This window comes from Ancylobacter aquaticus, assembly GCF_004339465.1.
Lineage (GTDB): Bacteria > Pseudomonadota > Alphaproteobacteria > Rhizobiales > Xanthobacteraceae > Ancylobacter > Ancylobacter aquaticus.
Window position 1 is genome coordinate 743389 of record NZ_SMFY01000001.1, and the last position, 25227, is coordinate 768615.

24 protein-coding genes and 1 tRNA gene are annotated in these 25227 nt (G+C 64.4%); 20 read left to right on the forward strand and 5 right to left on the reverse strand.

Annotation, left to right across the window (positions count from 1 at the left end; translation table 11 throughout):
• Positions 1 to 150 precede the first annotated feature (150 nt).
• The 16 genes from murA (at position 151) to EV667_RS22510 (ending at position 12082) form a co-directional block, all read left to right on the forward strand.
• Positions 151 to 1440, forward strand: a complete 1290-nt coding sequence (murA, locus tag EV667_RS03455; RefSeq protein ID WP_131833914.1) for a UDP-N-acetylglucosamine 1-carboxyvinyltransferase — start codon at positions 151 to 153, stop codon at positions 1438 to 1440.
• A gap of 90 nt (positions 1441 to 1530) precedes the next feature.
• Positions 1531 to 2013 (forward strand): DUF2948 family protein, encoded by a 483-nt coding sequence (locus EV667_RS03460; protein WP_131833915.1) that lies wholly within the window; start codon positions 1531 to 1533, stop codon positions 2011 to 2013.
• Positions 2014 to 2227: 214 nt separating this feature from the next.
• On the forward strand, positions 2228 to 3520 hold the full coding sequence (gene hisD / locus EV667_RS03465; protein WP_131834997.1) for a histidinol dehydrogenase: 1293 nt from the start codon (positions 2228 to 2230) through the stop codon (positions 3518 to 3520).
• Positions 3521 to 3530: 10 nt separating this feature from the next.
• Positions 3531 to 4025: a UPF0262 family protein gene (locus tag EV667_RS03470; RefSeq protein WP_131833916.1), complete on the forward strand. Its 495-nt coding sequence runs from the start codon at positions 3531 to 3533 to the stop codon at positions 4023 to 4025.
• An 86-nt stretch (positions 4026 to 4111) separates the two neighbouring features.
• Entirely contained in the window at positions 4112 to 4519 is a 408-nt protein-coding gene (locus EV667_RS03475; RefSeq protein WP_131834998.1) for an arsenate-mycothiol transferase ArsC, read from the forward strand.
• A gap of 102 nt (positions 4520 to 4621) precedes the next feature.
• Positions 4622 to 5245: a Maf-like protein gene (locus EV667_RS03480; RefSeq protein WP_131833917.1), complete on the forward strand. Its 624-nt coding sequence runs from the start codon at positions 4622 to 4624 to the stop codon at positions 5243 to 5245.
• Entirely contained in the window at positions 5242 to 5457 is a 216-nt protein-coding gene (gene yacG / locus EV667_RS03485) for a DNA gyrase inhibitor YacG (RefSeq protein ID WP_131833918.1), read from the forward strand. The genes EV667_RS03480 and yacG overlap by 4 nt, the downstream gene beginning before the upstream one ends.
• Before the next feature lie 801 nt (positions 5458 to 6258).
• Positions 6259 to 6334, forward strand: a tRNA-Phe gene (locus EV667_RS03490).
• Between the two features lie 201 nt (positions 6335 to 6535).
• A complete protein-coding gene (locus EV667_RS03495; RefSeq protein ID WP_131833919.1) occupies positions 6536 to 7726 on the forward strand; it encodes a tyrosine-type recombinase/integrase in 1191 nt (396 codons plus the stop codon).
• Positions 7723 to 8181 carry a hypothetical protein gene (locus EV667_RS03500; protein WP_131833920.1) on the forward strand — a complete coding sequence of 153 codons (459 nt, stop codon included), beginning with the start codon at positions 7723 to 7725 and terminating at the stop codon, positions 8179 to 8181. The genes EV667_RS03495 and EV667_RS03500 overlap by 4 nt, the downstream gene beginning before the upstream one ends.
• Before the next feature lie 78 nt (positions 8182 to 8259).
• A complete protein-coding gene (locus tag EV667_RS23320; protein WP_131833921.1) occupies positions 8260 to 8481 on the forward strand; it encodes a helix-turn-helix domain-containing protein in 222 nt (73 codons plus the stop codon).
• Positions 8478 to 9356: a hypothetical protein gene (locus tag EV667_RS03510; protein ID WP_131833922.1), complete on the forward strand. Its 879-nt coding sequence runs from the start codon at positions 8478 to 8480 to the stop codon at positions 9354 to 9356. Before EV667_RS23320 ends, EV667_RS03510 begins: the two co-directional genes overlap by 4 nt.
• Positions 9357 to 9379: 23 nt before the next feature.
• Complete coding sequence (locus EV667_RS03515; protein ID WP_131833923.1) at positions 9380 to 9646, forward strand: hypothetical protein; 267 nt, start codon at positions 9380 to 9382, stop codon at positions 9644 to 9646.
• A gap of 53 nt (positions 9647 to 9699) precedes the next feature.
• The gene (locus EV667_RS03520; RefSeq protein WP_131833924.1) at positions 9700 to 11046 is read left to right on the forward strand and encodes a hypothetical protein; all 1347 of its coding nucleotides are present in this window, start codon (positions 9700 to 9702) and stop codon (positions 11044 to 11046) included.
• Positions 11028 to 11348 carry a hypothetical protein gene (locus EV667_RS22505; protein WP_165901543.1) on the forward strand — a complete coding sequence of 107 codons (321 nt, stop codon included), beginning with the start codon at positions 11028 to 11030 and terminating at the stop codon, positions 11346 to 11348. Before EV667_RS03520 ends, EV667_RS22505 begins: the two co-directional genes overlap by 19 nt.
• 296 nt (positions 11349 to 11644) lie before the next feature.
• Positions 11645 to 12082, forward strand: a complete 438-nt coding sequence (locus EV667_RS22510; protein WP_165901523.1) for a hypothetical protein — start codon at positions 11645 to 11647, stop codon at positions 12080 to 12082.
• Positions 12083 to 12241: 159 nt separating this feature from the next.
• Here the strand turns inward: EV667_RS22510 and EV667_RS03535 are convergent, their stop codons facing one another.
• From EV667_RS03535 to EV667_RS03555, 5 genes are all read right to left on the reverse strand, one after another.
• The gene (locus tag EV667_RS03535; RefSeq protein ID WP_131833925.1) at positions 12242 to 13948 is read right to left on the reverse strand and encodes a response regulator receiver domain; all 1707 of its coding nucleotides are present in this window, start codon (positions 13946 to 13948) and stop codon (positions 12242 to 12244) included.
• Positions 13945 to 16929, reverse strand: a complete 2985-nt coding sequence (locus tag EV667_RS03540; protein ID WP_131833926.1) for an ATP-binding protein — start codon at positions 16927 to 16929, stop codon at positions 13945 to 13947. The genes EV667_RS03535 and EV667_RS03540 overlap by 4 nt, the downstream gene beginning before the upstream one ends.
• A gap of 51 nt (positions 16930 to 16980) precedes the next feature.
• A complete protein-coding gene (locus EV667_RS03545; protein ID WP_131833927.1) occupies positions 16981 to 18021 on the reverse strand; it encodes a DNA cytosine methyltransferase in 1041 nt (346 codons plus the stop codon).
• Between the two features lie 717 nt (positions 18022 to 18738).
• Positions 18739 to 19095: a hypothetical protein gene (locus EV667_RS22515; protein WP_165901524.1), complete on the reverse strand. Its 357-nt coding sequence runs from the start codon at positions 19093 to 19095 to the stop codon at positions 18739 to 18741.
• 248 nt (positions 19096 to 19343) lie between these two features.
• Positions 19344 to 20153 carry a tyrosine-type recombinase/integrase gene (locus EV667_RS03555; protein ID WP_245515953.1) on the reverse strand — a complete coding sequence of 270 codons (810 nt, stop codon included), beginning with the start codon at positions 20151 to 20153 and terminating at the stop codon, positions 19344 to 19346.
• A gap of 287 nt (positions 20154 to 20440) precedes the next feature.
• On the opposite strand from EV667_RS03555, the gene EV667_RS03560 reads away from it, so the two are divergent.
• The 4 genes from EV667_RS03560 to EV667_RS03575 all read left to right on the forward strand — a co-directional run bounded on the left by EV667_RS03560 (position 20441) and on the right by EV667_RS03575 (position 24737).
• Positions 20441 to 20872 (forward strand): MarR family winged helix-turn-helix transcriptional regulator, encoded by a 432-nt coding sequence (locus tag EV667_RS03560; protein WP_131833928.1) that lies wholly within the window; start codon positions 20441 to 20443, stop codon positions 20870 to 20872.
• 72 nt (positions 20873 to 20944) lie between these two features.
• A complete protein-coding gene (locus tag EV667_RS03565; RefSeq protein ID WP_131833929.1) occupies positions 20945 to 21445 on the forward strand; it encodes a (2Fe-2S)-binding protein in 501 nt (166 codons plus the stop codon).
• Positions 21442 to 22428: an FAD binding domain-containing protein gene (locus EV667_RS03570; RefSeq protein WP_131833930.1), complete on the forward strand. Its 987-nt coding sequence runs from the start codon at positions 21442 to 21444 to the stop codon at positions 22426 to 22428. Before EV667_RS03565 ends, EV667_RS03570 begins: the two co-directional genes overlap by 4 nt.
• A 5-nt stretch (positions 22429 to 22433) precedes the next feature.
• On the forward strand, positions 22434 to 24737 hold the full coding sequence (locus EV667_RS03575) for a xanthine dehydrogenase family protein molybdopterin-binding subunit (protein ID WP_425359014.1): 2304 nt from the start codon (positions 22434 to 22436) through the stop codon (positions 24735 to 24737).
• Positions 24738 to 25227 lie beyond the last annotated feature (490 nt).

Below are 25227 nucleotides of genomic sequence, written 5' to 3' on the forward strand. Positions count from 1 at the left end.
GCGGTAGAGATTGACGGGAATTGACAGTGGGACGCCACGAATCGGCCCCATCGTCCAGACATGCCGCTGCCGACAGGCGCCGGACGCGACACCGTTCCGGGCACGGACCGTTCGCGCCCTCTGTCGCGCGCTGAAGGAGTATCGAACTTCATGGACCGCATCCGTATCGTCGGCGGCAACCCGCTCAACGGGACGATCCCGATTTCCGGCGCCAAGAACGCCGCCCTGCCGCTGATGATCGCCGGCCTGCTGACCGACGAGAAGCTGGTGCTGGAGAATGTCCCGCGCCTCGCGGACGTGTCGCAGCTCCAGCGCATCCTCGGCAATCACGGCATCGACATCACCGTGAACGGCAAGCGCCGGGGCGACGATGCCTATGCCGGCCAGACGCTGGAAATCGACGCGCGGGTCATCGTGGACACCACCGCGCCATATGAGCTGGTCTCGAAGATGCGGGCGAGCTTCTGGGTCATCGCGCCGCTGCTGGCCCGCATGGGCGAGGCCAAGGTGTCGCTGCCGGGCGGCTGCGCCATCGGCACGCGGCCGGTGGATTTCCACCTCGACGCGCTGCGCGCGCTGGGGGCTGAGATCGAGATCGATGCGGGCTATGTGCTCGCGCGCGCTGCGAAGGGCCTCAAGGGCGCGCGGATCGTGTTCCCCAAGGTTTCAGTCGGCGCCACCCATACGGCGCTGATGGCCGCCAGCCTAGCCGAGGGCGAGACGGTCATCGAGAACGCCGCGCGCGAGCCGGAGATCGTCGACGTCGCCGACTGCATCAACGCCATGGGCGGGCGGATCGAGGGACAGGGCACCTCGACCATCCGCATCGTCGGCGTGCCGCGCCTCAAGGGTGCCCGCCACTGCGTGCTGCCGGACCGCATCGAGACCGGCACCTATGCGATGGCGGTGGCGATGACGGGCGGCGACGTGCTGCTGTCCGGCGCGCGGGCCGATCTGCTCGACACGGCGCTGGACACGCTGCGCGAGGCGGGCGCGGAAATCACCGTCTCCAATGAGGGGCTGCGGGTAAAGCGCAATGGGGCCGGCATTTCCCCAGTCAATGTGACCACCGCGCCGTTCCCGGGCTTTCCCACCGACCTGCAGGCCCAGCTGATGGCGCTGACCACGCGGGCGGGCGGCACCTCGCGCATCACCGAGACCATCTTCGAAAACCGCTTCATGCATGTGCAGGAACTCGCCCGGCTTGGCGCGCGCATCCATCTGGATGGCGAAACCGCCACCATCGAGGGCGTCGAGCGGCTTAAGGGCGCGCCTGTCATGGCGACCGATCTGCGCGCCTCGGTGTCCCTGGTGATCGGCGCGCTCGCCGCCGAAGGCGAGAGCATGATCCACCGGGTCTACCATCTCGATCGCGGCTTCGAGCGGCTGGAGGAGAAGCTCTCCGCCTGCGGCGCCGAGATCGAGCGGCTGGCTGGCTGAACCGCGCGCTTACGCACTGTCACCCGGCCCCTTGTCGACAAGGCCTTGCGGCGCCATCTGGGCGTCACAGGATGTGGCGGAGATGACAAAATGGCCGGGCTGAAGCTGGTGGCGCTCGATAGCGAGGATCTGGCGGTCCTCTCGGTTCATCTGCAGGACGCCGTAGTCGCTGTGGCGGACATGGCCTTTCTGCCGAAAGAGCGGCGCTTCGTGCTGCTGGCCAACCGATTCGACTGGGAGAAGTTGATCCAGGCCGAGGCGATGGCCGATGCCGACGCTCCGCTCGGTGCGGCGGCCGCGGCGGCCGGCCCCTGCGTGAGACGTCGGTCGGGGCTCCGCTTCGAGCGCGTCCTGCGGGCGCGGGTGCGTGGAATCGACCTGAAGATGAAGCAGGGCGTGCTCAACCTGCTGGCGCTCCATTTCGAGGAGACCGACGCGCCGTCGGGAATGGTCACTTTCCTGTTCTCGGGAGGCGGCGAAGTGCAGCTCGATGTCGAATGCATGGAAGCGGGGCTTGAGGACCTCGGTCCCGCCTGGGACGCCAAGGGAACGCCCTGCCACGAGGCCGAGTGAGGCGTCGCGCCGGCGGCCTGTCGACCCAAGGGCATGGCCGGGGCGTTACGGAATGCGCTTGTCTTCGGCGAGCGCGGTTGCGATAGGACAAGCCGACATCGGTGCCCGCGCGCCTGCGCGGTCTCGCGCCTGCCGCGCTTGCGTGGCGGCCGGGCCCGCAGGACCCTGACGCGCCGATCCCGACATGCAGGACGCCGACCCGCAGGACCACGATATGCCGCTTCGCCTCGACACACGCTCGCCCGATTTTACGGAACGCTTCCGCGCCTTCCTCGGCACCAAGCGCGAGGTGTCGGCGGATGTCGCGCAGGCGGTGGCGAAGATCGTCGAGGAAGTGCGCCACCACGGTGACGCGGCGCTGATTTCCCTTTCCAAGACCTTCGACCGCGTCGATCTCGGCGCGCTGGGCATCCGCGTGACCGACGACGAAATCGCGGCGGCCGTCGAGGCATCCGATCCGGCGACGCGCGAGGCGCTGGCCTTCGCCCATGGCCGAATCCGCTCCCACCATCAGCGCCAGCTTCCGACGAGCGGGCGCTATGTCGACGCCGCCGGCGTCGAGCTCGGCCATCGCTGGACGGCGGTGGACGCGGTGGGGCTCTATGTGCCCGGCGGCACGGCTGCCTACCCCTCTTCCGTGCTGATGAACGCCGTGCCGGCCAAGGTGGCGGGCGTGAAGCGCCTCGCCATGGTGGTGCCGGCCCCCGATGGCGTGCTGAACCCGCTTGTGCTCGCCGCCGCCGATCTCGCCGGGGTCGACGAGGTGTACCGCGTGGGCGGGGCGCAGGCGATTGCCGCGCTCGCCTACGGGACGGAAACGATTGCCCCGGTGGCCAAGATCGTCGGGCCCGGCAACGCCTATGTGGCGGCGGCCAAGCGCCATGTCTTCGGCACGGTGGGCATCGACATGGTGGCCGGCCCTTCCGAGGTGCTGGTGATCGCCGACGGCGAGCAGAACCCGGACTGGATCGCCGCCGACCTGCTCGCCCAGGCCGAGCACGACACCGCCGCCCAGTCGATCCTGATGACCGACGATGCCGCCCTGGCCGAGGCGGTGATTGCGGCTGTCGAGCGTCAGCTTGCCACCCTTCCGCGCCGCGACATCGCGGCGAAGAGCTGGGCGGAGTTTGGCGCGGTGATCCTGCTCGCCAACCTCGATGAGGCGCCGGCGCTGGCCAACCGCCTCGCGCCCGAGCATCTGGAAATCATGGCGGCCAATGCCGAGGCGCTGGCGGACGCGATCGACCATGCGGGGGCGATTTTCCTCGGCGCCCATACGCCCGAGGCGATCGGCGACTATGTCGGCGGCTCCAACCATGTGCTGCCCACCGCGCGTTCCGCGCGCTTCTCCTCGGGTCTCGGCGTGCTCGACTTCATGAAGCGCACCTCGATCCTCAAATGTGGGCCGGAGCAGCTTCGCGCGCTCGGTCCGGCGGCGATCGCGCTCGGCGAGGCGGAGGGGCTCAGTGCCCACGCCCGCTCTGTCGCGATCCGGCTCAACCTCTGACGGGGGCCCGATGGCCGGGGATGACCCCTATGCGCAGACCCGCCGCCTGGCCGCGGTGACGCTGGACGGCGCTTCGATCGGCCGTTCCAATGTCGATGTTGAGCATGAACGCGCCGTAGCCATCTATGATCTTCTGGCCGAGAACAGCTTCGCGCCGCTGGGCGACACGGCGCCCGGTCCCTACCGACTTGCCATCTCGCTGAGCGAGGGGCGCCTGGTGCTCGACGTCACCCGCGAGGACGGCGCGCCGGTCGCGCAGCACCAATTGTCGCTCAGCCCGCTGCGGAGGGTTGTGCGCGACTATTTTCTGGTCTGCGAGAGCTATTATTCCGCCATCCGCACGTCCAGTCCCTCGCAGATCGAAGCCATCGACATGGGGCGGCGCGGCCTGCACAACGAGGCCTCCGAACTGCTGCGCGAGCGGCTGAAGGACAAGATCGCCCTCGATTTCGGCACGGCCCGGCGCCTGTTCACGCTGGTCTGCGCCCTGCACTGGAAAGGCTGAGCGTGGCCGCGCCCGGCACCGTCGAGGGTGCGGCGGCCGGCCCCGGCCGCGCCCCCCGCCAGGAGCGGCCGCAATCGGTTCTGTTCATGTGCGGGCAGAACAGCGTGCGCTCGCCGATGGCGGCGGTGCTGGCGCGGCATCTGTTCGGCCGCTCGCTCTATGTCGGCTCGGCCGGCGTGCTCAAGGGCGAGACCGACCCCTTCGTGACCGCCGCCATTGACGAAGTGGGGCTCGACCTTTCCCGCCACCGGCCGCAGACTCTGGAGGAGTTGGAGGAGAATGAGGGCCTCGGCTTCGACCTTGTCATTACCCTTTCCCCCGACGCGCATCACCGCGCGCTGGAGCTGACCCGGACGAACGCCATCGACGTGGAATACTGGCCGACGCCCGACCCGACGGTGGTCAGTGGCAATCGCGAGCAGCGTCTCGACGCCTATCGCGGCGTGCGCGACGAGCTTGAGCGCCGGATCCGCACCCGCTTCCGGCCGCGATGAGCGGATGGGGAAGATCGCGAAAAGCGTTCAACTTTGGCCGGACATGTTCTAGCGTGCCGGCGAATTGGACCGCCGGGTTGCCGGCGGAAAAGGAGTGACTGCGTGAGCGCCCGCCCGAAACTGGTGCTGGCCTCGGGCTCGCCGCGTCGTCTGGCGCTGCTCGCCCAGGCCGGAATCGAACCCGATGCCCTGCTGCCGGCCGATATTGACGAGACGCCGGAGCGCGGCGAGCTTCCCCGCCGGCTGGCGCTGCGGCTGGCGCGCGAGAAGCTCGACGCCTCCGATGCGCGCCGCCGGACGCTGGGCGAGCATGAGGGCGCCTTCCTGCTCGCCGCCGACACGGTGGTGGCGGTGGGCCGGCGCATCCTTCCCAAGCCCGATGTCTCGGAAGAGGCGGCCGAGTGCCTGCGCCTGCTCTCGGGCCGCGCCCATCGCGTCTATACCGGGCTTGCGCTGATGACGCCGAAGGGTGGCATTCGCACGCGCCTGGTCGAGACGAGGGTGCGCTTCAAGCGGCTCTCGCGCGAGGAGATGGAGGCCTATCTCGCGGCCCGCGAATGGGAAGGCAAGGCCGGCGGCTACGCCATTCAGGGCCTCGCCGGCGTGTTCGTGGTCAAGCTGGTGGGGTCCTACACCAATGTGGTCGGCCTGCCGCTGGCGGAGACGGTGGCGCTGCTCTCCGGCGAGCGTTTCCCGGTCTATCAGCGCTGGGGCCACCCGGAATGAACGCCAGCAGCCCTCCCGCAGCCGGCGGCAAGCCCTGCCCGATCTGCGGCAAGCCGATGGTGGAGAAATACAAGCCCTTCTGCTCCGCCCGCTGCGCCGATATCGACCTGCACCGCTGGCTCACCGGCGCTTATGCCATTCCCGTCACCGAAAATGACGACGAGGATGGCGACGAGCCGTCCCTCGCCCCGAAGCCACCGCGCGAGGACTGAGGGGGCAGGTAGCGCGCGGGAGGGCAGAGACGGTGAGGGACCCTGCCTCGTCCCGACGTCGCCCTGCACGTTCTGAGGACCCGCCGGGATGGAACGGCCGCTCTGGCCACTCGCTCCCGTCCGTTGGGGAGCACGCAGACGCACGCAGGACCCTCCCTCGCCGCCGGACGACCTTGGAGCCTGTTTGACATCGCTCCCGCTGGTGCCATGCCGGAATGGCACCAGGCTGTACGCGAGAACGCTACGGTATTGGCAGGTTTAGTCCGGCTCTTGCCTCCGGTTGCGGCCGGGATGGCAGTTTCCCAAGGGAATGTCCAAACAGGCTCTCATGAGGGCCGAGCCGAGGGGGGCGCCATGATTGACGACGCTGACGCCGCGCCCGGGCTTCCCTTCGGTTCCGCCTTGCCGTGGGGAAGGCTGTTCCGGGCTGGACCGGCCGTTTCCAGACAGCAAGCCGGCCCTCTGCCGCTCGCCGGCAACGTGGCGGCCGGGTGAATGTTGCGGCCGGGCGGGTATTGCCACTAGGTGTTCATTCCCGGCATTTAAAGGATTGGATCGAGGATGAATCTCTCCGGCTGTGAAGTCCAGCATCTGAAGCGGGGGAGGCGCTGGCGGGTCTCCTGCGCCCTTCAGCCCGGTTCGCCCCACCGATCCTAAGGCCGCCGCCCGACGACGTGCGGGCGGCATGCGCGATCAGGATTGGGGAAAGCCGGAATTTCCCTTTCCGTAGATATGGACAGGGCGCGGCCAAGACCCTATAACCCGCCCGCTCCGCATGGCCTTCAAGCCATTGCCGGCTACGCCCAGGTAGCTCAGTTGGTAGAGCATGCGACTGAAAATCGCAGTGTCGGCGGTTCGACTCCGTCCCTGGGCACCATTTCCTCCCTATCGGGTGGGATCAGACCCTATCATATAGCATCATATCCCACTGTTTCCATTGGAAAATTCGTGGCGGGACGGTCTCATTTAGTGGCTCTTAGCGTCACGTCCGATCACTGCATGTCACGAATTTGTTGGCCTTGATGTTGGCCCCAAGCTGCGCTCTGTTGGCCTCAGAAGCCAACAGGATGGTGGCGATATGCCTTTGTCTGACACATCGTGCCGCGCCGCCAAACCTGCGGATCGCGAATACAAGCTCTCCGATGGGGGCGGGCTCTATCTCCTCGTAAAGCCAAACGGCACAAGGCTTTGGAACCAGGCCTACCGTTTCGCGGGGAAGCAGAAGAAGCTCTCCCATGGCGCCTATCCCTTGATTTCGCTGGCAGATGCCCGCGGGCTGCGTGACGACGCCAAGAGGCTGTTGGCCTCGGGTGTGGACCCCGGGGCCAACAAACGGGTTCAGCGGCTGGAAGCGGCGACCTCTGCCGGCGACACGTTCGGCATCATCGCCGACGAGTACCTTGCCCGGCTGGAGGATCAGGGCGCAGCCAAAGCGACGGTGACGAAAAATCGCTGGATGCTCACGGACCTCGCGGGGCCCGCGCTGGGGCTGAGGCCGATATCGGAGATCACTCCGGCGGAGATCCTTGCCCTGCTCCAGCAGATCGAGCGCAGCGGCCGCCGCGAGACGGCCCGCCGGCTGCGCAGCGTGATCGGCACCGTGTTCCGCCTGGCCGTGGCGACCCTGCGCGCCAAGGACGACCCTACCCAGCCGCTCAAGGGGGCCTTGAAGGCGCCCAAGGTGCGCCACAGGGCGGCGATCACCGACGAGAAGAAGCTTGGCGCCCTACTCGCCGCGATCGACGACTATGACGGCTGGCCGACGTTGCGCTGCGCGCTTCAATTCGCGGCCCTGACGTTCACCCGACCGGGCGAGGTGCGTGGGGCAACCTGGGACGAGATCGCGCTCGACGCCGCCGTCTGGCGCATCGACGGCAAGCGCACCAAAGTTCGCCGCCCCCACGAAGTGCCACTGTCCCGCCAAGCCATCGACGTGCTGCGCGAGGTCAAAGAGGTGGCGAGGGCGAGCAAGCTGGTTTTCCCGTCCATCCGGTCGAACGCGCGCCCGCTATCCGAGAACGCCATGAACTCGGCGCTCCGCCGGCTGGGGTTCACCCAAGACGAGATGACAGCCCACGGGTTCCGCGCGGCGGCGAGTTCGATCCTGAATGAGAGGGGCTATCGGGCCGATGTGATCGAGGCCGCGCTCGGCCACCAGGAGAAAAACGAGATCCGGCGAGCCTACAATCACGCGACCTACTGGCCTGAACGCACCGAGCTGATGCAGGCTTGGGCGGATCATCTCGACAGCATGAAAGGCGCAGGATGATGGGGAAGGATGGGGGCGGTTCCGTTTCTCCCTTGGCGGAACTGTTTGCCGCGCGCGACGTGCTCAACGAGCACGATCTCCGGGTCCTGAAAGGTGTTGCCGCGATTACCGGTGTCGATGTCGCCAAGCTGCGCGCTGACTTCGAAAGGGGCGGGCCATTGGCCATTGCCCTCGGGCGGCTCCTGGGCATCGGACGGCTTTTGTCGAAACGAGCCCCCGGCCGGCCTCGAAATAGTTTGAAGAATGCCGCGCTGGCTCACAATGTGGTCACTGAGCTTATGGAGAACGGAGCCAGTCGGGCTGAAGCTATACGACGCGCACCCGCCGAACTATCACGTCTCGGAGTGAACAACGGCCGTAATCCGCCGGGGCTCTACAGCACGAAGCAGATTATGCGTCTTCTGGACCGGTATCCCGAAATTTGGCTGGATCCCCCCGATCAGCAGGGACATTAATTGGGGCGGCTTTTATTGTCCCATACCGCCTGATTTTCTCAGCCTCGACGGGATATTTGTCGATAGGAGAAGATCGAAATGCGGGCGACATCTGCCTCTGATCAAGCGCGACCTGCTGCATGCTCCGTCGCGGACGGTGCACGTTATGTCGGAATTTCGGAGCCGACTCTCTGGCGAATGCTACGCCACGGCCAGGTGACACGTCTAAAGCTTCGCGGCCGGACGCTCGTCCGCTACGCTGATCTGGACAACTTACTCGATCCGCAAGCGCATTCCTCCAATCCGGAGGGCGCGCAGTGAGGCTCGACAACCCGCATCCTGACAGTTTCCTATATTTCGCGGCGCGTCTGCGCGAAGATGAGACGCTGTGCCGCGTCAGTCCCGACCTTCTGATCGCAAAGCATTGTTTTACGGCGCGCGGTGCGGGAGTTGTCAAACACGCCGCCGTTGAAAATTTCCAGCAGCGTGAGGCGATCTATACTTCTTCGTATCTGCAGGGAGCACAGAAGCGCGACGAAGCCCTTGATATGTCCAACCCGGCCGTGCGGTTCCTCGCCGAAACATGCGGCTCCTACGCTTCCCTGCTCCAAGCGCGGGCCGAGCCGGCGCCGGAGATACGGCGAGGCGCTGATGGATGGCGGCCGACTTGGCAAACAGTTGACGGCATCGTCTTCGGCGCTTGGCTCGCCACGGGCGCAGAGAGTTGCTCCAGCGCGGCGCAGCTCCTCAACTCCGAACCCCCACGCTTCGAGCGGCTCGGAGGTCGCGTTGGCAGGTGTGCGGTGCACCGGTCTCTTGAGCGCGAAATATCCCGCTTCGCCCGCAATTCTCCGCTTGGCCACGAGATTACGTTCTGGACCGCCGCCGCGCTTGTGCAGATTTCCGAGGTGCGCGCGGCACTCGCCGTCTGGAAGCGACTCCATGTGGAAAAGGGACGCAACACCGTCGGCGCTTACTGGCGGGGATTGAGGCTCGACGGCCGGTTGTTCGAGATGAAGACTGCCGCGGAGGAGGCCGAATTGATCGCCAGCACCGGCCTTCGCCAGGAGGCCGAGGCGTCGGCATGGGTCATTCATGGCCGCGTGCTCGCGCACCTGATGAAGGTGGCTGCGGAGCGACACGTGATCGAACAGCGGCAAAAACCGGCCGAAGTATCGAACGCATGGCCGAGTTAGCCTCGGGCAGAGGTGCAATCCCTATGCAAACGTCGCGAACCGAAACTTCCGTCCTCCTCATTACCCACGCTGCCGCAGCGCTCGGTGTCTCGACATCCGCGATCCGGGAGTGGCGACGCAATCAGGCGCTCGATGCTGCTGACCTCGATGGACGCCAGGCCGTGACGGCGGCCAGCGTCCGAGAATTGGCACAGGAGCTCGCGGCACGGCGGGCGGTCGCAAAACGCCGACGCGAGCAGCGCCGGCGGCCCGAGCGCCCCCATCTGCGCCTTGTCGTCGACAACACCTGAAATGGATCGGCCGGCGGCTCCTGCACGAGCGCACCGGCCGGAAAGGCATTCGAATGAACGCGAGAAGTATAGGCCCGGGCAGCGCGAGCACGCAACCTTCGACTTCAACGGACTTTGGCGATTTGGCGGGCGAATACGTGCGGCGCGCGCAAAGCATCGAGCGCAAGGCTGTGTGCCCGGCGCCGGCCGTCGACGCTGAAGCTGCGATCAGCTTCCTGAAGACGCTTGATCCCGCCGGCCGGCATAACCTTGTGGCTATAACTACCGACTGCATCAGGGGCAGGACGTTTGCACCTGGCAGCTGGGAAGATATTCGGGCGTGGATCCTGGCGGAAGGAGTTGCCGCCAATCTCTATTTCTCGCTGAACGAGCCGCTCCCACACGATGCCGGGAGAGATCTCGACAGAAAATTGTCGAAAGCAGATATCTGCACAATTCGCGGGGTCGCTGGCGATGTTGACCCACGGCCCGACGAACACACGTCTTTCGACCACGCCCGGACACGAGTTCTGGATCGTGTCGACGGTCTTCGGTCCGGCAGCGCGCCCCCTACCATCACGATAGACAGCGGCGGCGGCGCGCAGCCGATCTGGCTGCTCAGCGAAAAGGTTCCTGTCGGGGCCCTCGCGGGCGAGGTTGAGGCGATAGGCCGGGGGCTTGCCAAAGCGCTCCACGGCGACGCCGTGCAGAATATCGATCGTATCTTCCGGCTGCCGGGCTCCATCAATTACCCCAACGCCGATAAGATAAAACGAGGACAGACCAAACGCCCGGCATCTGTTCGGCACCGCTCCGAACGTCGGTACTCGCTCCTCGACATAGCTAGAGCCTTTCCGCCGATTGAAAGCGGCACGGCCAACGATCAGTCGCCGGCCCTCGCCGCAATCATCGCGGAGATCAGATGCGCCGATCTGAGCGAGGTGCCGCCCAACCTATGGGACAAGTTCAACGTCGCTCGCTTGCGGGACGCAAAGCTTAATCTGCTGTGGCAAGGCGACGTTCGCGGGCTTGCCGGTGATGACCGCACGAGCAGCGCCTGGCGGTTCAATCTCGCGGTACGGCTCGGCCTGGCGGACTTCGCGGCAGAGGATTACGCCCAATTGGCTCTCGCCTGGGATATCCCCGAGATCGATCGTGACGGGATCGACCCGGACACGCCCAACGGGCTGCGGCAGCTCGCGCGGGACTGGGTGCGTGGTGGACTGCCAAACACGCCGGCGGTGCGCGCCGCGCATTGGTTCGACGACCCTTCGGACGCGCTTGACGCTCCCACTGATATATCCGGGCCCTCACCCGAGGGCCGCGGCTCGGCCTCGGTTATGCGGCCTGGCGGGTCAGCAGCATATGATGCTCTCCAACCTCGATGCCGCCGGAGACGACGATGCCGAATGACGACGTGAGCTATGAAGGCGCGGAGCTTGTCACCCTGCGCATGAGCGACGTGCTCGCCGCCATGGACCGCCTGCGCGAGCGCTTCGCCGCCCAGGGCGAGCGCGTCTGGGTGTTGGAGCGCGAGGAGTTCTGGGAGGTGGCTCGGGAGGACGCCTTCAAGGCGGACAAGCCGGAGGTGAGTTCGGCGGACATGGTGGCCGTGCTGTTTTTCCTGCGGCAGGCCGAGGTGGTGGACGACCCCACATATCCCAGCCATCTCGCTGACGTGCTGCGCTTCATCTCCTATCGCGAGGAGTATTGCGGTGACTGACCTTGCCCAGGCGACGCTGGCCGACCTCACCGCCGAGCTGGTCGACGCGGCTTGGCGGCGGGGGCTGCAGCTGACTGTCACCTAATGGGCGGACGCCAACCGCACCTTCCCGGCACCAACGCCTAGCCCGGCCCGTGGCGCATGGCGCGTGTGCCCTATCTCGCCGAGATCATGGACTGCCTCGCCCGTTGAGCGGGTGGCGCATGCGCCGGGCTACATCTTTACCGGGTGGCCCTGGCTGTTCAGCGCAACTCGCGCACCCTCAATCGAAAATACGCACGATCGACGGCCAGCGCATGTCACGGGGCGACGCCGCTCCGGCAGCACCCTCGAACGCGTTGCCGGCGCTTGCAGCAAGGCGCCATCGTCCTGCCGTCGGCGGCCTCGCGGCGGGCGCTGCGATCACCGGCATCCTGTCGCGCCCTGCCAGCGCCATCCAGGCCGCGGCTATCTCCCGAGGCTTGGCACAGGCCATCACAAGCGAACCGGTGCGGCGCTGGCTGACGAACACGCGACAGGTGCGGATCAGCGCGCCGCAGCAGGCGCAGATGGTCGCCACGGCGCCGGCGCTTGCCGAGGTGCTGCTCGGCGCCCTCGGCGAGAGCGAAGACGTCCAGGCCGCGGCGGACTGGCTGCGCGAAGACGGGAGCCAGATGGATGAGCTCGGTCAGCGCGTGACCCGCCCTCCGGAAGGAGCAGCCAGCTGGGGAGAGTTCTTCTCCGGGAAGAATTGACCCATAGCGGACCCTGAGGCACGTCGTTACGAAAGGCCGCTACGCGCCGCCATTTCGATCGTACAGGCGTCGTTGGTCGGTTCTCAGAAGCGGACATTGAAGATGTCCGCTCGCCCGCTCAGCCATCTGGTCCCCTTGCTAATCGTTCAGGTTGAACTCTCAGCTTGGATTCTGCAGCCGCAGCCACTCCGATCCATTCAAGGCGACCCGATTGAATTTTCCTACCAGCAATGTGGTGAAGTGCTGACTTTCTGGGAAACGCAGTTCCGCAACAAACTCCCAGAAAACCTTGTCGACCGACTTGAACCGCAGCCTCTGCTTATACGATGTCGGGGTCACGATTTGCCGGGATCCATTGGGTATGAAGCTATGCATGATCAGGTCGCGCGGTAGCCGGTTCATCTTAAAGGTCTTGTCGGTACCATCTATCCGCAGGACGAGATCGAAGTGCTTATCGTCGCGGACTAGCTTGCAGAAGGGGAACGAGGTGACGTCCCTCAACCGCACAGCATCGCATCCAGGCTGCACGCACAGCAGAATAGTTTCCGTGGAATTTTCACCCTGATGGGCCCGTGACCGAACCACGACACCGCCGGTCAAATGGATTGCTTCTTTCGTCAGCCGCCTAGGGCCATCCGCCTCGCGTACGAGAGACGCCATTCTGGCGAATTTCGACATCGATTGCTTGGCTTGCTCATCGTCTGCAAAGAATTGCCGCTTGAGTTCCATCACCCTCTCGGTGACCAGCGTTAACTTCGACTCGTCGAGACCAATTTGCACCAGCTTACGAAGCGCTGGCGCCGTTGTCGTTATGGTGGTCGGTCCATTTTGGGGGGCGACCACCACCCCGTCATAGACACCGTCAGGGTCCGAGTATTTTTTGACATTCAATTTCGCTGCCGGATCCCTCGCTTTCAACGCGTGAATGGCGCCCCACGGACCAAGAACCTCTTTGGTAATTCCGCGGTCCTGGATTGAGCACGCCAGTTCGGAAGTGAAAAGCCCGGCCATCATGTCCTCGGCATCACCGGGAGACCCGATGCCTGCGCGCTGCGCCAAATATGCAGCGTCCAACGTGTTGTCGAAGACGGAAAGCAAATGGTGCGTGTCCTCTCGAACCGCTCCAATCGCCTTCAGCGCGAACGACTGCAGTATTCCTTGGGCAAGGAATGAATATTGCTCGAGGACGAAGGCCGGTAGCTTTCCCCACGATATCGGCCGCGCGCCCGGACCGGTTAATTCCTCCTCAGGCTTAACAGCGCGAGGCTTGTTGGCAAAAGCAATGCGGATACGCTTCCCTGTTAGCGCTCGGCCTTCGTCGTGCGACGCTAAGTCATTCACGCCTTCACCTTGGAGGTGGGCCAGGAGTTTCGCGCATTCGCCGTCGATTCCGCGTTCACCTGTATATACAATGATAAGGCGCAGGCGCCCTCCAGCACCTTCATCGTCCTTGACCAGTTTCGTGATTATTTCTTTCGCTGGCCCGGTGTCCTTCGGACGCAACTGCCAATCGACAATAGCCGCGTCGACGTGGCGCGCCGCGTTGAGAGCGGTATCCACAACTCCTTGGTCGTCATTCGCTGGGAAATAGAAGCCGCACGTTATCCTTCTACTGGCGAAACCGTTGGTAACAGGTTGTATCCAGAGCCGATGCGACGCTTCATCTTTCGGGTTGTCTTTCGAGGCTTCCGCCGGTGGATCCGCGACTTGCGGTTCTGCGCCATAGGCTGAGGATTTGGCCACAAGCGCCACGCCCGATTTCGAGGGCGCGTCGGAAGTCGGCTCGTTGTCAATGAGGATCGCGGTTCTGACGAAGGCCTCGACCGCAGACTGGCGGAGCTCGCCGATGGACTTATATTTGGTCACCTTGCGTCGTCTCCCCCCTCTGCTGCCCGGATTCTGAAAACAGGGTGATCGCTCGCACCAGCGTTCACCAGTTCCAGTTCGCAGCCAATCTTGCGAAGCGCATCGCGCGAGATTGCGAGACCCATACCGCGGCCTCCGGGCTTCGTGCTCACGCCGAACTCAAAGATGCGCTCTTCCAACCTTAGTGGGATACCGGGACCACTGTTTTGGAACAGCCAACCCACACCATCTGCGTCCAAGACGATCTCGCGGTCGCCACCAGTTTCACTTGCGGCCCAATAGATCGCGTTATCGACGAGGTTCAGGGCAGCGCCCAAAAGCGCCGGCATGGTTCCCTTGATATCGTGCCGGCGGAAGGCGTCGGTGACAATCAGACGGATCTTGGCGTCGGAGAGGCGGGCGCCCAGTGCCTCGCTGATGTACTTCTCCACTGCCACGCCTGCTACAGTCGAACGCCGGCCATGCCGCCGGCGGCTCAATGGATCGAACAGAACGAGGTAGTCGCTGATCTCGCCGAAATAGGAGACGATGTCGTCATAGATCGGGCGTAGTTCGGCGGTGCCGCTGGCCCACGGCTTCAGCCTGTCAATGCTGCGACGCAGGCCAGCGGCGACGTTCTCGAACTCATGGCCGAGGATTCCGACCGCGGACCCTGCTTGCGCCATGTCAGTGTACAGGTCCAACCGATCCTGCAGTTCGACGTTGCGTCGCTCCAATGCGGCGGCTGTTTCCTCGAGGTCATCATTCTTGGTTACAGCTTCGGCCACCGCTATCAACTGGTCGCGCACCCCAGCCAAGAGCTCTCGACCGGCATCGAGCCGCTGATCAAGATTCCTTTCAATCTCTCTTTGGCGCTCGTGGGCCTCTGCTTCAGGCATGTCGTCGAGATTGGTACTGCTCAAGGCCGCGACGAGGCCTTCGATATCGCGCTGAAAGCCGGCGATCTCGTCCTGAACCGCATCGCGGACGGCGCGATCAACACGAGCCATCGCAGTCTCCGCTTCCTTGCGCAGCTTACGGATTTCAGCAATGGAGGTATCACGCTCCCGGGAGAAAATCTCCACGGCGCGACGTTGGCGATCGACCGCCAACGCCTTCGTGGCGCGGTACTGCTCGATGCGGGCCACCCCTTCTGCGCGGGCAGGCTCGAACAGATTCCCTTGCATGGCGGTGGCGGCCCGTTCGTACGACCGCCACGCAGCCTCTACGCTCTTAGAAGGCGCCAAGGCGCGAGGCCGGGTTACCGTTGTCTTAGATTTTATTTGGGCCAATTCTTTGAGAAAGCTCGCCTCAAGCTCCAGTAGACCTTGTGCACCCATTTCACCATCAGAGCGATCGAGCGCTTCCAAATTCGCCTTAAGGCCGTCGAGAAGTTGGCCGACTGCCTGTGCTGGCTCACCGGCTTCAATTACAGATAGTGCGGTGGAGAGATCGGAGGAGAACTTAACCTTACGTCCGGAAGCCGAGGCCTCCCGCCGTCTTATGCGATCGAAGTCCGACTTAATCCGTTCGCGCTCGCGTCGGAAATCATCGCCTAGATCGGACTCTTTGCGAAAATAATCGATTGCCAGCTGCCGGAAGAAATTCTCGAGGATATCGCGAAACTGCCTGTATGGTCGGTTCTCTCGAAACCCCTCTCTGCCAGCTTTCTCGACCAAGCTAGCATTCTCGTCGAAGGAGATATCGATCCAGCCGATCATGCGACGGTAAGAGAAAAACCAATCCGTTGCCTTTAGCGTGCGACGCTGCTCAATGTTGAGGAAGTCGTAGTCACTGTTGCCGTAGGGCAGCACCCGCACGCCGTCTCGATAGATATATAGGCCGCCGAGCCTATTCAGCTTGTCGTACATAAGACCGTGGAGGTCTCTCGGCAACTGACTCTCGTCTTGAAGTCCCATTAAGTATCCGAGCCTGAGACGGAATGGGCCGCACTCTGTGGGCCGGCCGACTGCTTTTGGCCAGCTAAGCACGTACGGCTTAGGATCTTCGCGATACAGTTGTATGGTCCCAGAGAACTGGCCAAACTCATCGAACTGCCCATCGAAGTGATGGTCGAGCGAAGTGAATTCTTCCATGGTGAAGAACGACTTCGCGCCAATCAGCTCGTCCGATCTGCCATCGGAATGGTGGTCCCGAAATTCGGCAACGAATTCGGCGTTCTCGCCGGTCAACGTATTACCGAACCCCAGGAGAAGCCTTTCGAAGGCGGACGAACCCCATGTCCCCTTGCCGTCGATATCGGCGTCGAGGATCGGATCGACCGGCGCAACAATGAAATGCGTTCCATGCCCAGAGCCAGACAGCGGCATGTCGGCTCGGTCTTCCCTTGCAGCCTCATCCGCTAGCCAGTTTGCAAGTCTGCGAGGGTCAACCTGGGCGATGGAATCCAAGGCGACGGTATTCGCCAGGTGTGATGGGTCATCTAGATCGAGCGCGTCAATCGATGATCGAACATCTTCAACGAGGCGGCCAAGGTCGTCCTGCGTCGGCAAGTAACCGCCATCGAAACCCACCACGGGAATCTCGATGGAGGCCAAGTCGATCCCTGGCACCTCGAACAAACCCCAATGCACAAGGGCGACGGTCAATTCATCCTTAACCGAGATCGCAGGATCCTCCCGGGTCATGACGAATACTGCGGGACCAATGGCGGCGATCGCCAACCTGCCTATGCCCTTCTCACCCAGGATTTTTCTTGAAGCCATCCCGCGCGGGGCTTTGACCTGTCCGCCGGAGTTCGCTCCGACCTTACTATCAGTTCCGAGGGTGAGCCACTTGTTGAGAAAGTCCTCGCGGCTCATTCCATTTCCGTCATCGCGCAGGATCAACTGACGCTGCGTCCGAAAATAGTCGACCTCCACGCGACGCGCATAAGCGTCGTGTGCGTTCTTGAAAAGCTCGTGGAGAGCCGTTGGAATGCCGGCGATCTGCTGCCGACCAAGCATATCCACGGCCCGGGCTCGGACCTGCATCTTAGCCATTAGATGCGCTCCCGAACCCGCCCCCGAGGAGCATGGCGTGGCTGCACGCAGTCATGCCGACGCGGCAGCTTTCAGCGCCGCCCTGAAAGCAGGCGAGAACGCGCGGACCATTTCAGGCGGCACTGCGTTGCCAATCTGCGTGGCTATCTCGGAAACGTTGCCGGTGAAGATGTACTTGTCCGGGAAGCTCTGCAGCCGGGCAGCTTCCCTCAACGTAATGGCGCGATGTTGCGTCGGGTGCGCGAAGCGGCCCCTGGTGATGTCGGTGCAGCCAGTGGTGAGCGTGGGCGCGGGACCGGACCACGCCATACGGCCATAGACGTCGGAGAACGAGGATTTCCGACCGACGTGGCATTTCAGTTCCAGCCGCAGGGGCAGACTGCTGCGACTGCCTCCATCGCAAGGAATGTTCATCAGTCTTTCGATCGCGATAGGCTGATGCACCCGGGCGCGGTGGAGGATATCACAAGCGTCGGCTTCGCCGGACAGCAGGGGCGGCAGATTGCCGATAGCATGCTTCACCGTTCGTGGTGGCACGCGCACGTCACGCGAGACGAAGGCGTTGACAGCGGCCTGAGACTTGGCAGCGAACATGATGCATCGACGACGACGCTGCGGAACGCCGTAATCGGCGGCATCGCGCACCATTGGCTCGGACAAGGCGTAGCCCAGTTGGGACAGGCGGGCCTTCACCGCATCGAGAATCGACCTATAGGCTGCTGACGCCAGGCCGGGCACGTTCTCGAAGAATATTGCCGTAGGTTCCAACCTCTCCACTGCGGCCAGCGCACGCACGATCAGCTGTTTGCGACGGTCTTCGGCCCGTACCCGATTCTGGGAACTGAACGGTTGGCAAGGCGCGCAGATGATCATGAGGTCGACATGCTCACCGCCTACCTTCATCGCCAGGTCGTCGATCGTGGCGTCGTCGCTAATATCGCCACTCACGAACTTGGTCTTCGGATGATTGGCCCTGTAGGTGTTGGCGACGGCTGGGTCGTTGTCGCATGCAGCCAACACGCGCCAGCGGGCCATGCGAAGACCTGCCGTCACGCCGCCGGATCCACAGAATATATCGACCGCTGTCGGCATCGCCCAGACCCTGTCCCCTGTTTTTTCGTACGGTATTCTGTGCCCGTTAACAAGAAAGCCCAAGCCAAGCGCCGATGATCGGCTGAATTGACGGTATCACAGATCATCACCAACTGGATGCACACTTCGTACAGGCCATCGCCAGGCTAAGGATGAAGACCCTCACGATGAGTTAAGCGAAATCGAGGATAGCCAGCACGATCGCTGGTTGTCTGCGAATTATCTGCTCAGCTGAGCGGCCGCCACCTAGGCCTGTCCGGGCATCAAACATTCAAACTGACCGGGCGCTGGGCCTGTCAACTGTCCTTGCGCATCTCGGCTAGGTGCCCGCTATCCCTCCGATGGCTCCCGAAAAAGGCAAGTCCGTTTTCGGTCCCCAAACCGGCCATTCGTCGCCGCCGCAGCGAACTTCTGCTCAAGGCGCGTTGCGGCAAGGACAATTGAACCGGATGGCCGGGCCGCATCAACCGTGCGGGCTTGGCGGCCGCTATTGCGACGACTGCCACGTCGCGCGGAGTCTCAGGACGGCGAAGGCATTCGCGGCGCATGCGCCTCTATGCCCACAAGGCGGAGCGAGCGAAGGCCCCGTGGCGCAAGAGCGAGGAACTCGTCGGCGAGCGGTTTAGAGAAGAGGCGTGCCAGGTGGGTTGCGGGCACGCCTGTCGTCCGCTGCTCGGGCATTGTGTCCTAGTGCCCTTTACGGTGGGGTTCGGAGGATCAGCGGCTGTTTGTGCATTCGCCGATCCATTGCACGCCATCGATCCGCAAATTGGACGCGCCGCTCGCGTCGCCGATCGGGCGCGCGACGAGCAAAATCCGGCAGGTCGCTGCACTCGCCAAACCCGGCGCGCCGAACCTGCCCGGCACCGCGATGATGTCTTTTTGCCCCAGCAGCACGAACAAGCGCCCGCCCTCAATGTCATATTGGTCGACTGGGGTGAGGCCAGTGTATCGGGAGAACTCGGCCATCGTCATGCCGACGATCGGGCGCATGTGATCCGCAGGCTGATGTTCAAGCTGCGCCGTCTGGCACCCGGCCAGGCTCATCGTCAGGATGACGAACGTTGAGGGCATGAACCTGAGTGATTTCTCGTGCCGTAGTGCCGAAGGCCCTCGTTCCTTTTGGGTTCCCGACAGCGGAACCAAAATGCTCATTTTTCTTGGTGTTGGCCTCCGTGTTGGCCTCACCAAAAATCGCATAGTAGATACATAAATAATAACAACTACTTGGTGGGTTTTTGCGATGACGTCCCTGGCACCATCTACCCCCTTGATATCGCTAGACTTTTCAGCGCAAGGGGCGGTGATTTTCAGCCAGTTTGTCATATTTTCTGACCCGGTTTGACATCCTTTGTTCTGCGGCTGTTCACTTCGTGGCCGAAGCGGCCGGCCACCTCATCCATCTTTTTCGACAGGTCTGAGCCCTGCGCGTACATCTGCGCCATGGCCTCGGTCTTCTGCCCGAGCGCGTCGGCGATGGTGCGCAGGTCGGCGCCGCTCTCGCGCAGGATCGCCGCCACCGTGTGCCGCAGGCCGTAGAGCGTCAGGCCCTCGCCGATGGCGCCGGCCTTCTCCAGCGTGTGCTGCAGCTTCATCCATGACGAGTTGAAGCCGGAAACGGTCCACGGCCGGCCGCGCGAGTTGGCGCAGAGGGTGATGGCCGAATGCGCCGGCGCCGCCGCGAGAATCTCGCGCAGCGGGTCGATGACGGGCCAAATGACGCCTTCCGCGGTCTTGGACCGGCTGGTGTTGATCCGGCCGCCGGCATAGGCCGTGCGGGGCAGGGTGAGCGCATCCTTCGGCCCCAGCCCGGTAAACATCATCAGGGCCAGCGCCGGCAGCATGTGGGCCGGTGCGGCGTCGAGCACCGCGTGGCGCTCCTCGTCGGTCCAGCGGCGATTCTGCTTCGGCAGGCCCTTCGGGCGGCGGATGCTGCGGATGCCCTCCGCCGGGTTGTCCTTCATGTGGCCGCGCTCCTTGCCCCAGGCGAAGAGCAGGGACAGGACGGTTTTGAGATAGTTCGCGAACCAACGCTTGTGCTTGGCCTCGGCCTTGTCGCGCAGCTTCACCACGAAGGGCGAGGTGAAGCGGGTAAGCGGCGTGGCCTCAATCGGCTTGAGATAGTCGAACACCCGTTGATACCCCCTAAAACGGGGGCGTTATTCCACGCCGATTCACACTCATCGCGGCGCAATGTGCAGCGCGTTCGCCTCCTTGCGCAGCCTCGCCGAGGCCGAGAAGATCAACCCGTCCTACATCGCCCACGTTTTGCCCCTGACCCGTTTTGCTGCGAGACTGTCTTCGGTTCAGGCGTCGCGAACTGGCGAGCGTCGGAAATGAATAGGGTTTGGGTGGATCACTGTAGCGCACTCTTGGATGATGCTGGAAACCCCGGCTGAAGCCACGCTATACGGTTGCCATGACGATCCCGACGGACGATGAACTGGCCACGCTTGGCGCGGCATTCGAGACCTTTGCACGCCGGTACAAGCTGGCCGACGCGCTGGGTCCGGAAAAGCCGCTGAACGAGCTGGACAAGCAGACGCTGCTTTACATCGCGGAGCACCCCAGATGCGGACCGACCGATGTCGCGCGCTTTCTGGCTGTCGCGAACACCACGATATCCTCGGCGACGGACCGGCTAGTCAAACAGGGTCTGTTGGGACGGCATCGACCGGAAGGGGATCGACGGGCTGTCGCGCTACAGCTGACGGCTGACGGCGAGGCGCGTGCGCGGGCCTATATCGCCGCTCACTACGAGCTGTACCGCCGGATGCTGGGGCCCTTGTCACCCACCGAACGCACAAGCTTCATCGCTCTTATAACGAAAATCGTACATCATGAAGATTGAATAATCCGAACTTCGACATACTTCCCGCCATAATGCAGTGCTCGGATGCATCACGGCGATCGGAGGAAGACGATGGCGATAAGGATCAACGGCGCCGAGATAGCGGTGCCCGACGACGCACGGGTTTCCCTTCTCGGCCTGCTGCGCGAACAACTCCATCTCACCGGGACCAAGGTCGGCTGCAATCAGGGAGCGTGCGGCGCCTGCACCGTGCTGATCGACGGTGAGCGCGTGCTGTCCTGCCTGACCCTGGCGGTGCAGGCCGACGAACGCTCGGTTACGACCATCGAAGGCCTGTCCGGTGCCGGCTCGCACAAGCTGCAGGACGCTTTCATCGAGCATGACGGCTTGCAATGCGGCTATTGCACGCCGGGACAGATCTGCGCGGCGGACGCGATGCTACGTGAGATTGCGGCGGGTGTGCCGAGCTACATCACCGCCGATCTCGCCGCCCCGGCGCGCCTGACCCGCGAGGAGGTTCGCGAGCGCATGAGCGGCAATTTGTGCCGCTGCGGCGCCCATAACGGCATCGTCGACGCGATCCTCCAGGTCGCGGCGGAGCGCACGGCATGAACCCGCTCAGCTATCACCGCGCCCTCTCCACGGCCGATGCTCTCAGCAGGGCGGGCGACGGCGCAGCTAGGCTGCTCGGGGGCGGCACCAATCTCGTCGATCTGATGCGCAAGGGTGTGGAGCGGCCCTCGGCGCTGGTCGATGTCACCGCGCTGCCCGGTACCATCGAGGCAACGGCAGAGGGCGGGCTGCTGATCGGTGCCGCCGCGCGCAACAGCGCCGTGGCCGCGCATCCCCTTGTGCGGTCGCAATATCCGATGCTGGCGCGGGCGATCCTGGCCGGCGCGTCGGCGCAGATCCGCAACATGGCGACCGTGGGTGGCAATCTGATGCAGCGCACGCGGTGTCTCTACTTCCAGGACGCCGCCGCCTCGCGCTGCAATAAGCGCATTCCGGGCAGCGGCTGCGAGGCGGAGGGCGGGTTCAATCGCTACCACGCCATCATCGGCACCTCGCCCTCCTGCATCGCCACCCATCCCTCGGACATGTGCGTGGCGCTGGCGGCGCTGGATGCCCGAATCCATGTCGCGGGCGCAGCGGGAATGCGGACCATCCCTCTCGTCGATTTCCATCTCCTTCCGGGCGACCGGCCCGATATCGAGACGCTGCTTGCACCCGGCGACATCATCCTCGCTGTCGAGATCCCCCCATCACCGGTCGCGCGCAACTCGGCCTATCGCAAGGTGCGGGATCGGGCGAGCTACGCTTTCGCGCTGGTGTCGGTGGCGGCGGGCCTGTCGGTGCGTGAGGGCAGCGTCGAGGACGTCCGCATCGCTTTCGGCGGGATTGCGCCGAAGCCGTGGCGCGCGTTTCGCGCGGAAGCGGCGCTGCGCGGAGGGCCCGCCACGCGCGAGGCGTTCGAGGCGGCCGTGATCGAGGAGTTGGCCGGGGCGACACCTCCCCCGGAGGCAGCGTTCAAGGTCGAACTGGCGCGGCGCACGCTGGTCGCCGTCCTTACCGAACTGAGCGGGAGCGATCGATGAGCCGGATGCAGAATGTCGTCATCGAAACGGTCAAGACCGCACTCGGCTGGGTGCCGGCGCAATGGCTGCCGGGCGGCACCCCCGATCCGCTGATCGAGCGCCGCGTGGCGCTGGGCCGGCAGGATAGCCGGCTCGACGGGCCGGCCAAGGTGACCGGGCTGGCACGCTTTGCCGCCGAGGTGCCGATGGAGCGCCTGTGCTACGGGGCGCTGCTCCACAGCACCGTCACGCGAGGGCGCATCGCCCGGCTCGACACCGCCGCCGCCGAAGCCGCGCCGGGTGTCGTGCTGGTAATGACCCATCGCAACATGCCGCGCATCGGCACGCTCGCGCTGATCGGCGTCTCCGACCTCTCCGCCGTCGGCAATAGCAGCCTGCCTATCCTTCAGAACGACGAGGTGCGGTACAACGGTCAGGTGGTCGCGGCCGTGCTTGCCGAGACGCAGGAGCAGGCAGACCACGCCGCCTCACTGATCGAGATCGACTATGCCGTCGAGGCGGCAAAAACGCGCTTCGACGACGCGAAGGCCGCAGCCCGGACGCCGGCCTCGATCCTCATCGAGCGAAACCACGTTTTGGTCGGCAACGCCGCGCAGGAAGTCGACCGCGCGGCGCATCGCGTCGACAATCTCTACCGCACGCCGGGACACAACCATAACGCGATCGAACTACACGCTGTGACGGTCGCCTGGCAGGGCGAGACGCTGCTGGTGCATGACGCGACGCAGATGATCGCCCCCAGCGCCAACGCGCTGGCAAAGCTGTTCGGGCTGAAGAAGCAGCAGGTCCGCGTCCTGTCGCCCTATGTCGGCGGCGGCTTCGGCGGCAAGGGACTGTGGGACCATCAGGTGGTCGCGGTGGCGGCCGCGAAGCTCGTCGGACGGCCCGTGCGCCTAATGCTGAGCCGCGAGAGCGTCTACCGCATGATCGGCGGCCGCTCGCCATCCGAGCAGCGCGTCGCCATCGGCGCGGACGCCGACGGCCGGTTCAACGCAATCATCCACACCGGCTACTCGGTCATGCCCCCCTATGGCGCCTGCCCCGAGCAGTACACGATGTGCTCGCGCGCGCTGTACAATGCAAAGAGTTTCGAGATCGTCCAGCATCATGTCGATCTCGATATCGTGCCCAACACCTATATGCGGGCGCCCGGCGAAGCCATCGGCACCTTCGCCATCGAATGCGCCGTCGACGAACTGGCGCACCAGATGGGCATCGACCCCATCGAACTTCGCCGGCGCAACGAACCCGAGCGGCATCCCCTCAGCGGCACCGCCTTCTCCCAGCGCGCCTTGACGACGGCCTATGCCGAAGGAGCGCAGCACTTCGGCTGGGAGCGGCGGCTGGCTGAACCCGGCGCGCGACGCGATGGCGAGTGGCGCATCGGCATGGGCTGCGCCAGCGGGAGCTTTCCCTATGCCCGCATGCCCGGCGCCCATGTCCGCCTCACGCTTCGCCGCGACGGCACAGTGAATCTATCCTGCTCGGCGCAGGAGATGGGCATGGGCACCTCCACGGTGCAGGTCCAGCACGCCGCCGATCGACTGGGCCTGCCGGTCGAGGCCATCAGTTTCGACATGGGCGACTCGGCTCTTCCCGCCGGATCGATGGCGGGCGGGTCGTCCCAGACCGTCTCGCTCGCGGCCGCAATCATGGCCGCCACCGAAAAGCTCACCGGCGAGCTTCTTCGCCTTGCCGGCAATGACAGCCCGCTCGCCGGGTTGCGGGCTAGAGACGTCCAGCTTGTCGATGCCGGCATCGGCGATGTCGCGGACACCGCGCGGCACGAGAGCTATCGCTCGATCCTGACCCGCGCGGCGCGGGAGGAGGTGAGCGTCATCGCCGCAGGCAGCCCGCCGCTGGAAATGCTCAAATTCGCCATGCATAGCTCGTCCGCCGTCTTCTGCGAGCTGCGGGTGAGCGAGGTGACGGGCGAGATCCGCATCGACCGGCTGCTGGGTTCGTTCGATTGCGGCACGATTCTCAACCCGAAGACGGCGGCCAGCCAGTTCAAGGGAGGGATGATCATGGGCATTGGCCTCGCCTTGACCGAAGAGACCCTGTTCGACGCGCGCAACGGCCGGATCATGAACGCCACCCTCGCCGATTACCACATCCCGGTTCACCTTGATGTGCCTGAGATCGACGTCATCTGGACCGGGATACCCGACCCGCGATCGCCGCTGGGTGCCCGCGGTATTGGCGAGATCGGCATCACCGGCGTTGCCGCCGCGATTGCCAACGCGGTGTTCAACGCCACCGGCAAGCGCATCCGCGACCTGCCGATAACGCTGGACAAGCTGCTCTGAAGCCTTGAGGGAGGCCGCTGTCCGGCCGACAGGGCCGGCTGCGGCGATCCCGGCCAAAGTCTGCGGCGGATGAAGCGGCAAGGGCACCGGCTCGCCCGCATCGCCCATGATCGGCCGACTGCCGCGCCGGGCGTGCGAACGGAAGGTGTATCAAAACGTCACCGCCTCCCGGCCTGATACAAGCCAAGACAACATTCGCGACGCACGGGAAACAATCGCGACATTCGCCCCCTAGCATCGGCTCATCGGTCTTTTGAGCGTTGCCCGGCAAAGGTGAGCGGATGAGCAGGCGTATTTTGACATCACCGGCGGCGCGCGAACCCTCAAGGCCGGGCCGCCGCACGGCATGTTGAGACTTCTTTGCGCACCGCTGGCCCCCCCGCCGAGCGATGCGCAGGCGACAGCGAGGCCGGCGGCGGCAACGATGACCCGTCGCCCACCAAGGCACCGCATGCCGGTCTTGCTGACGCCCTCCCCAACGCCACTCCCT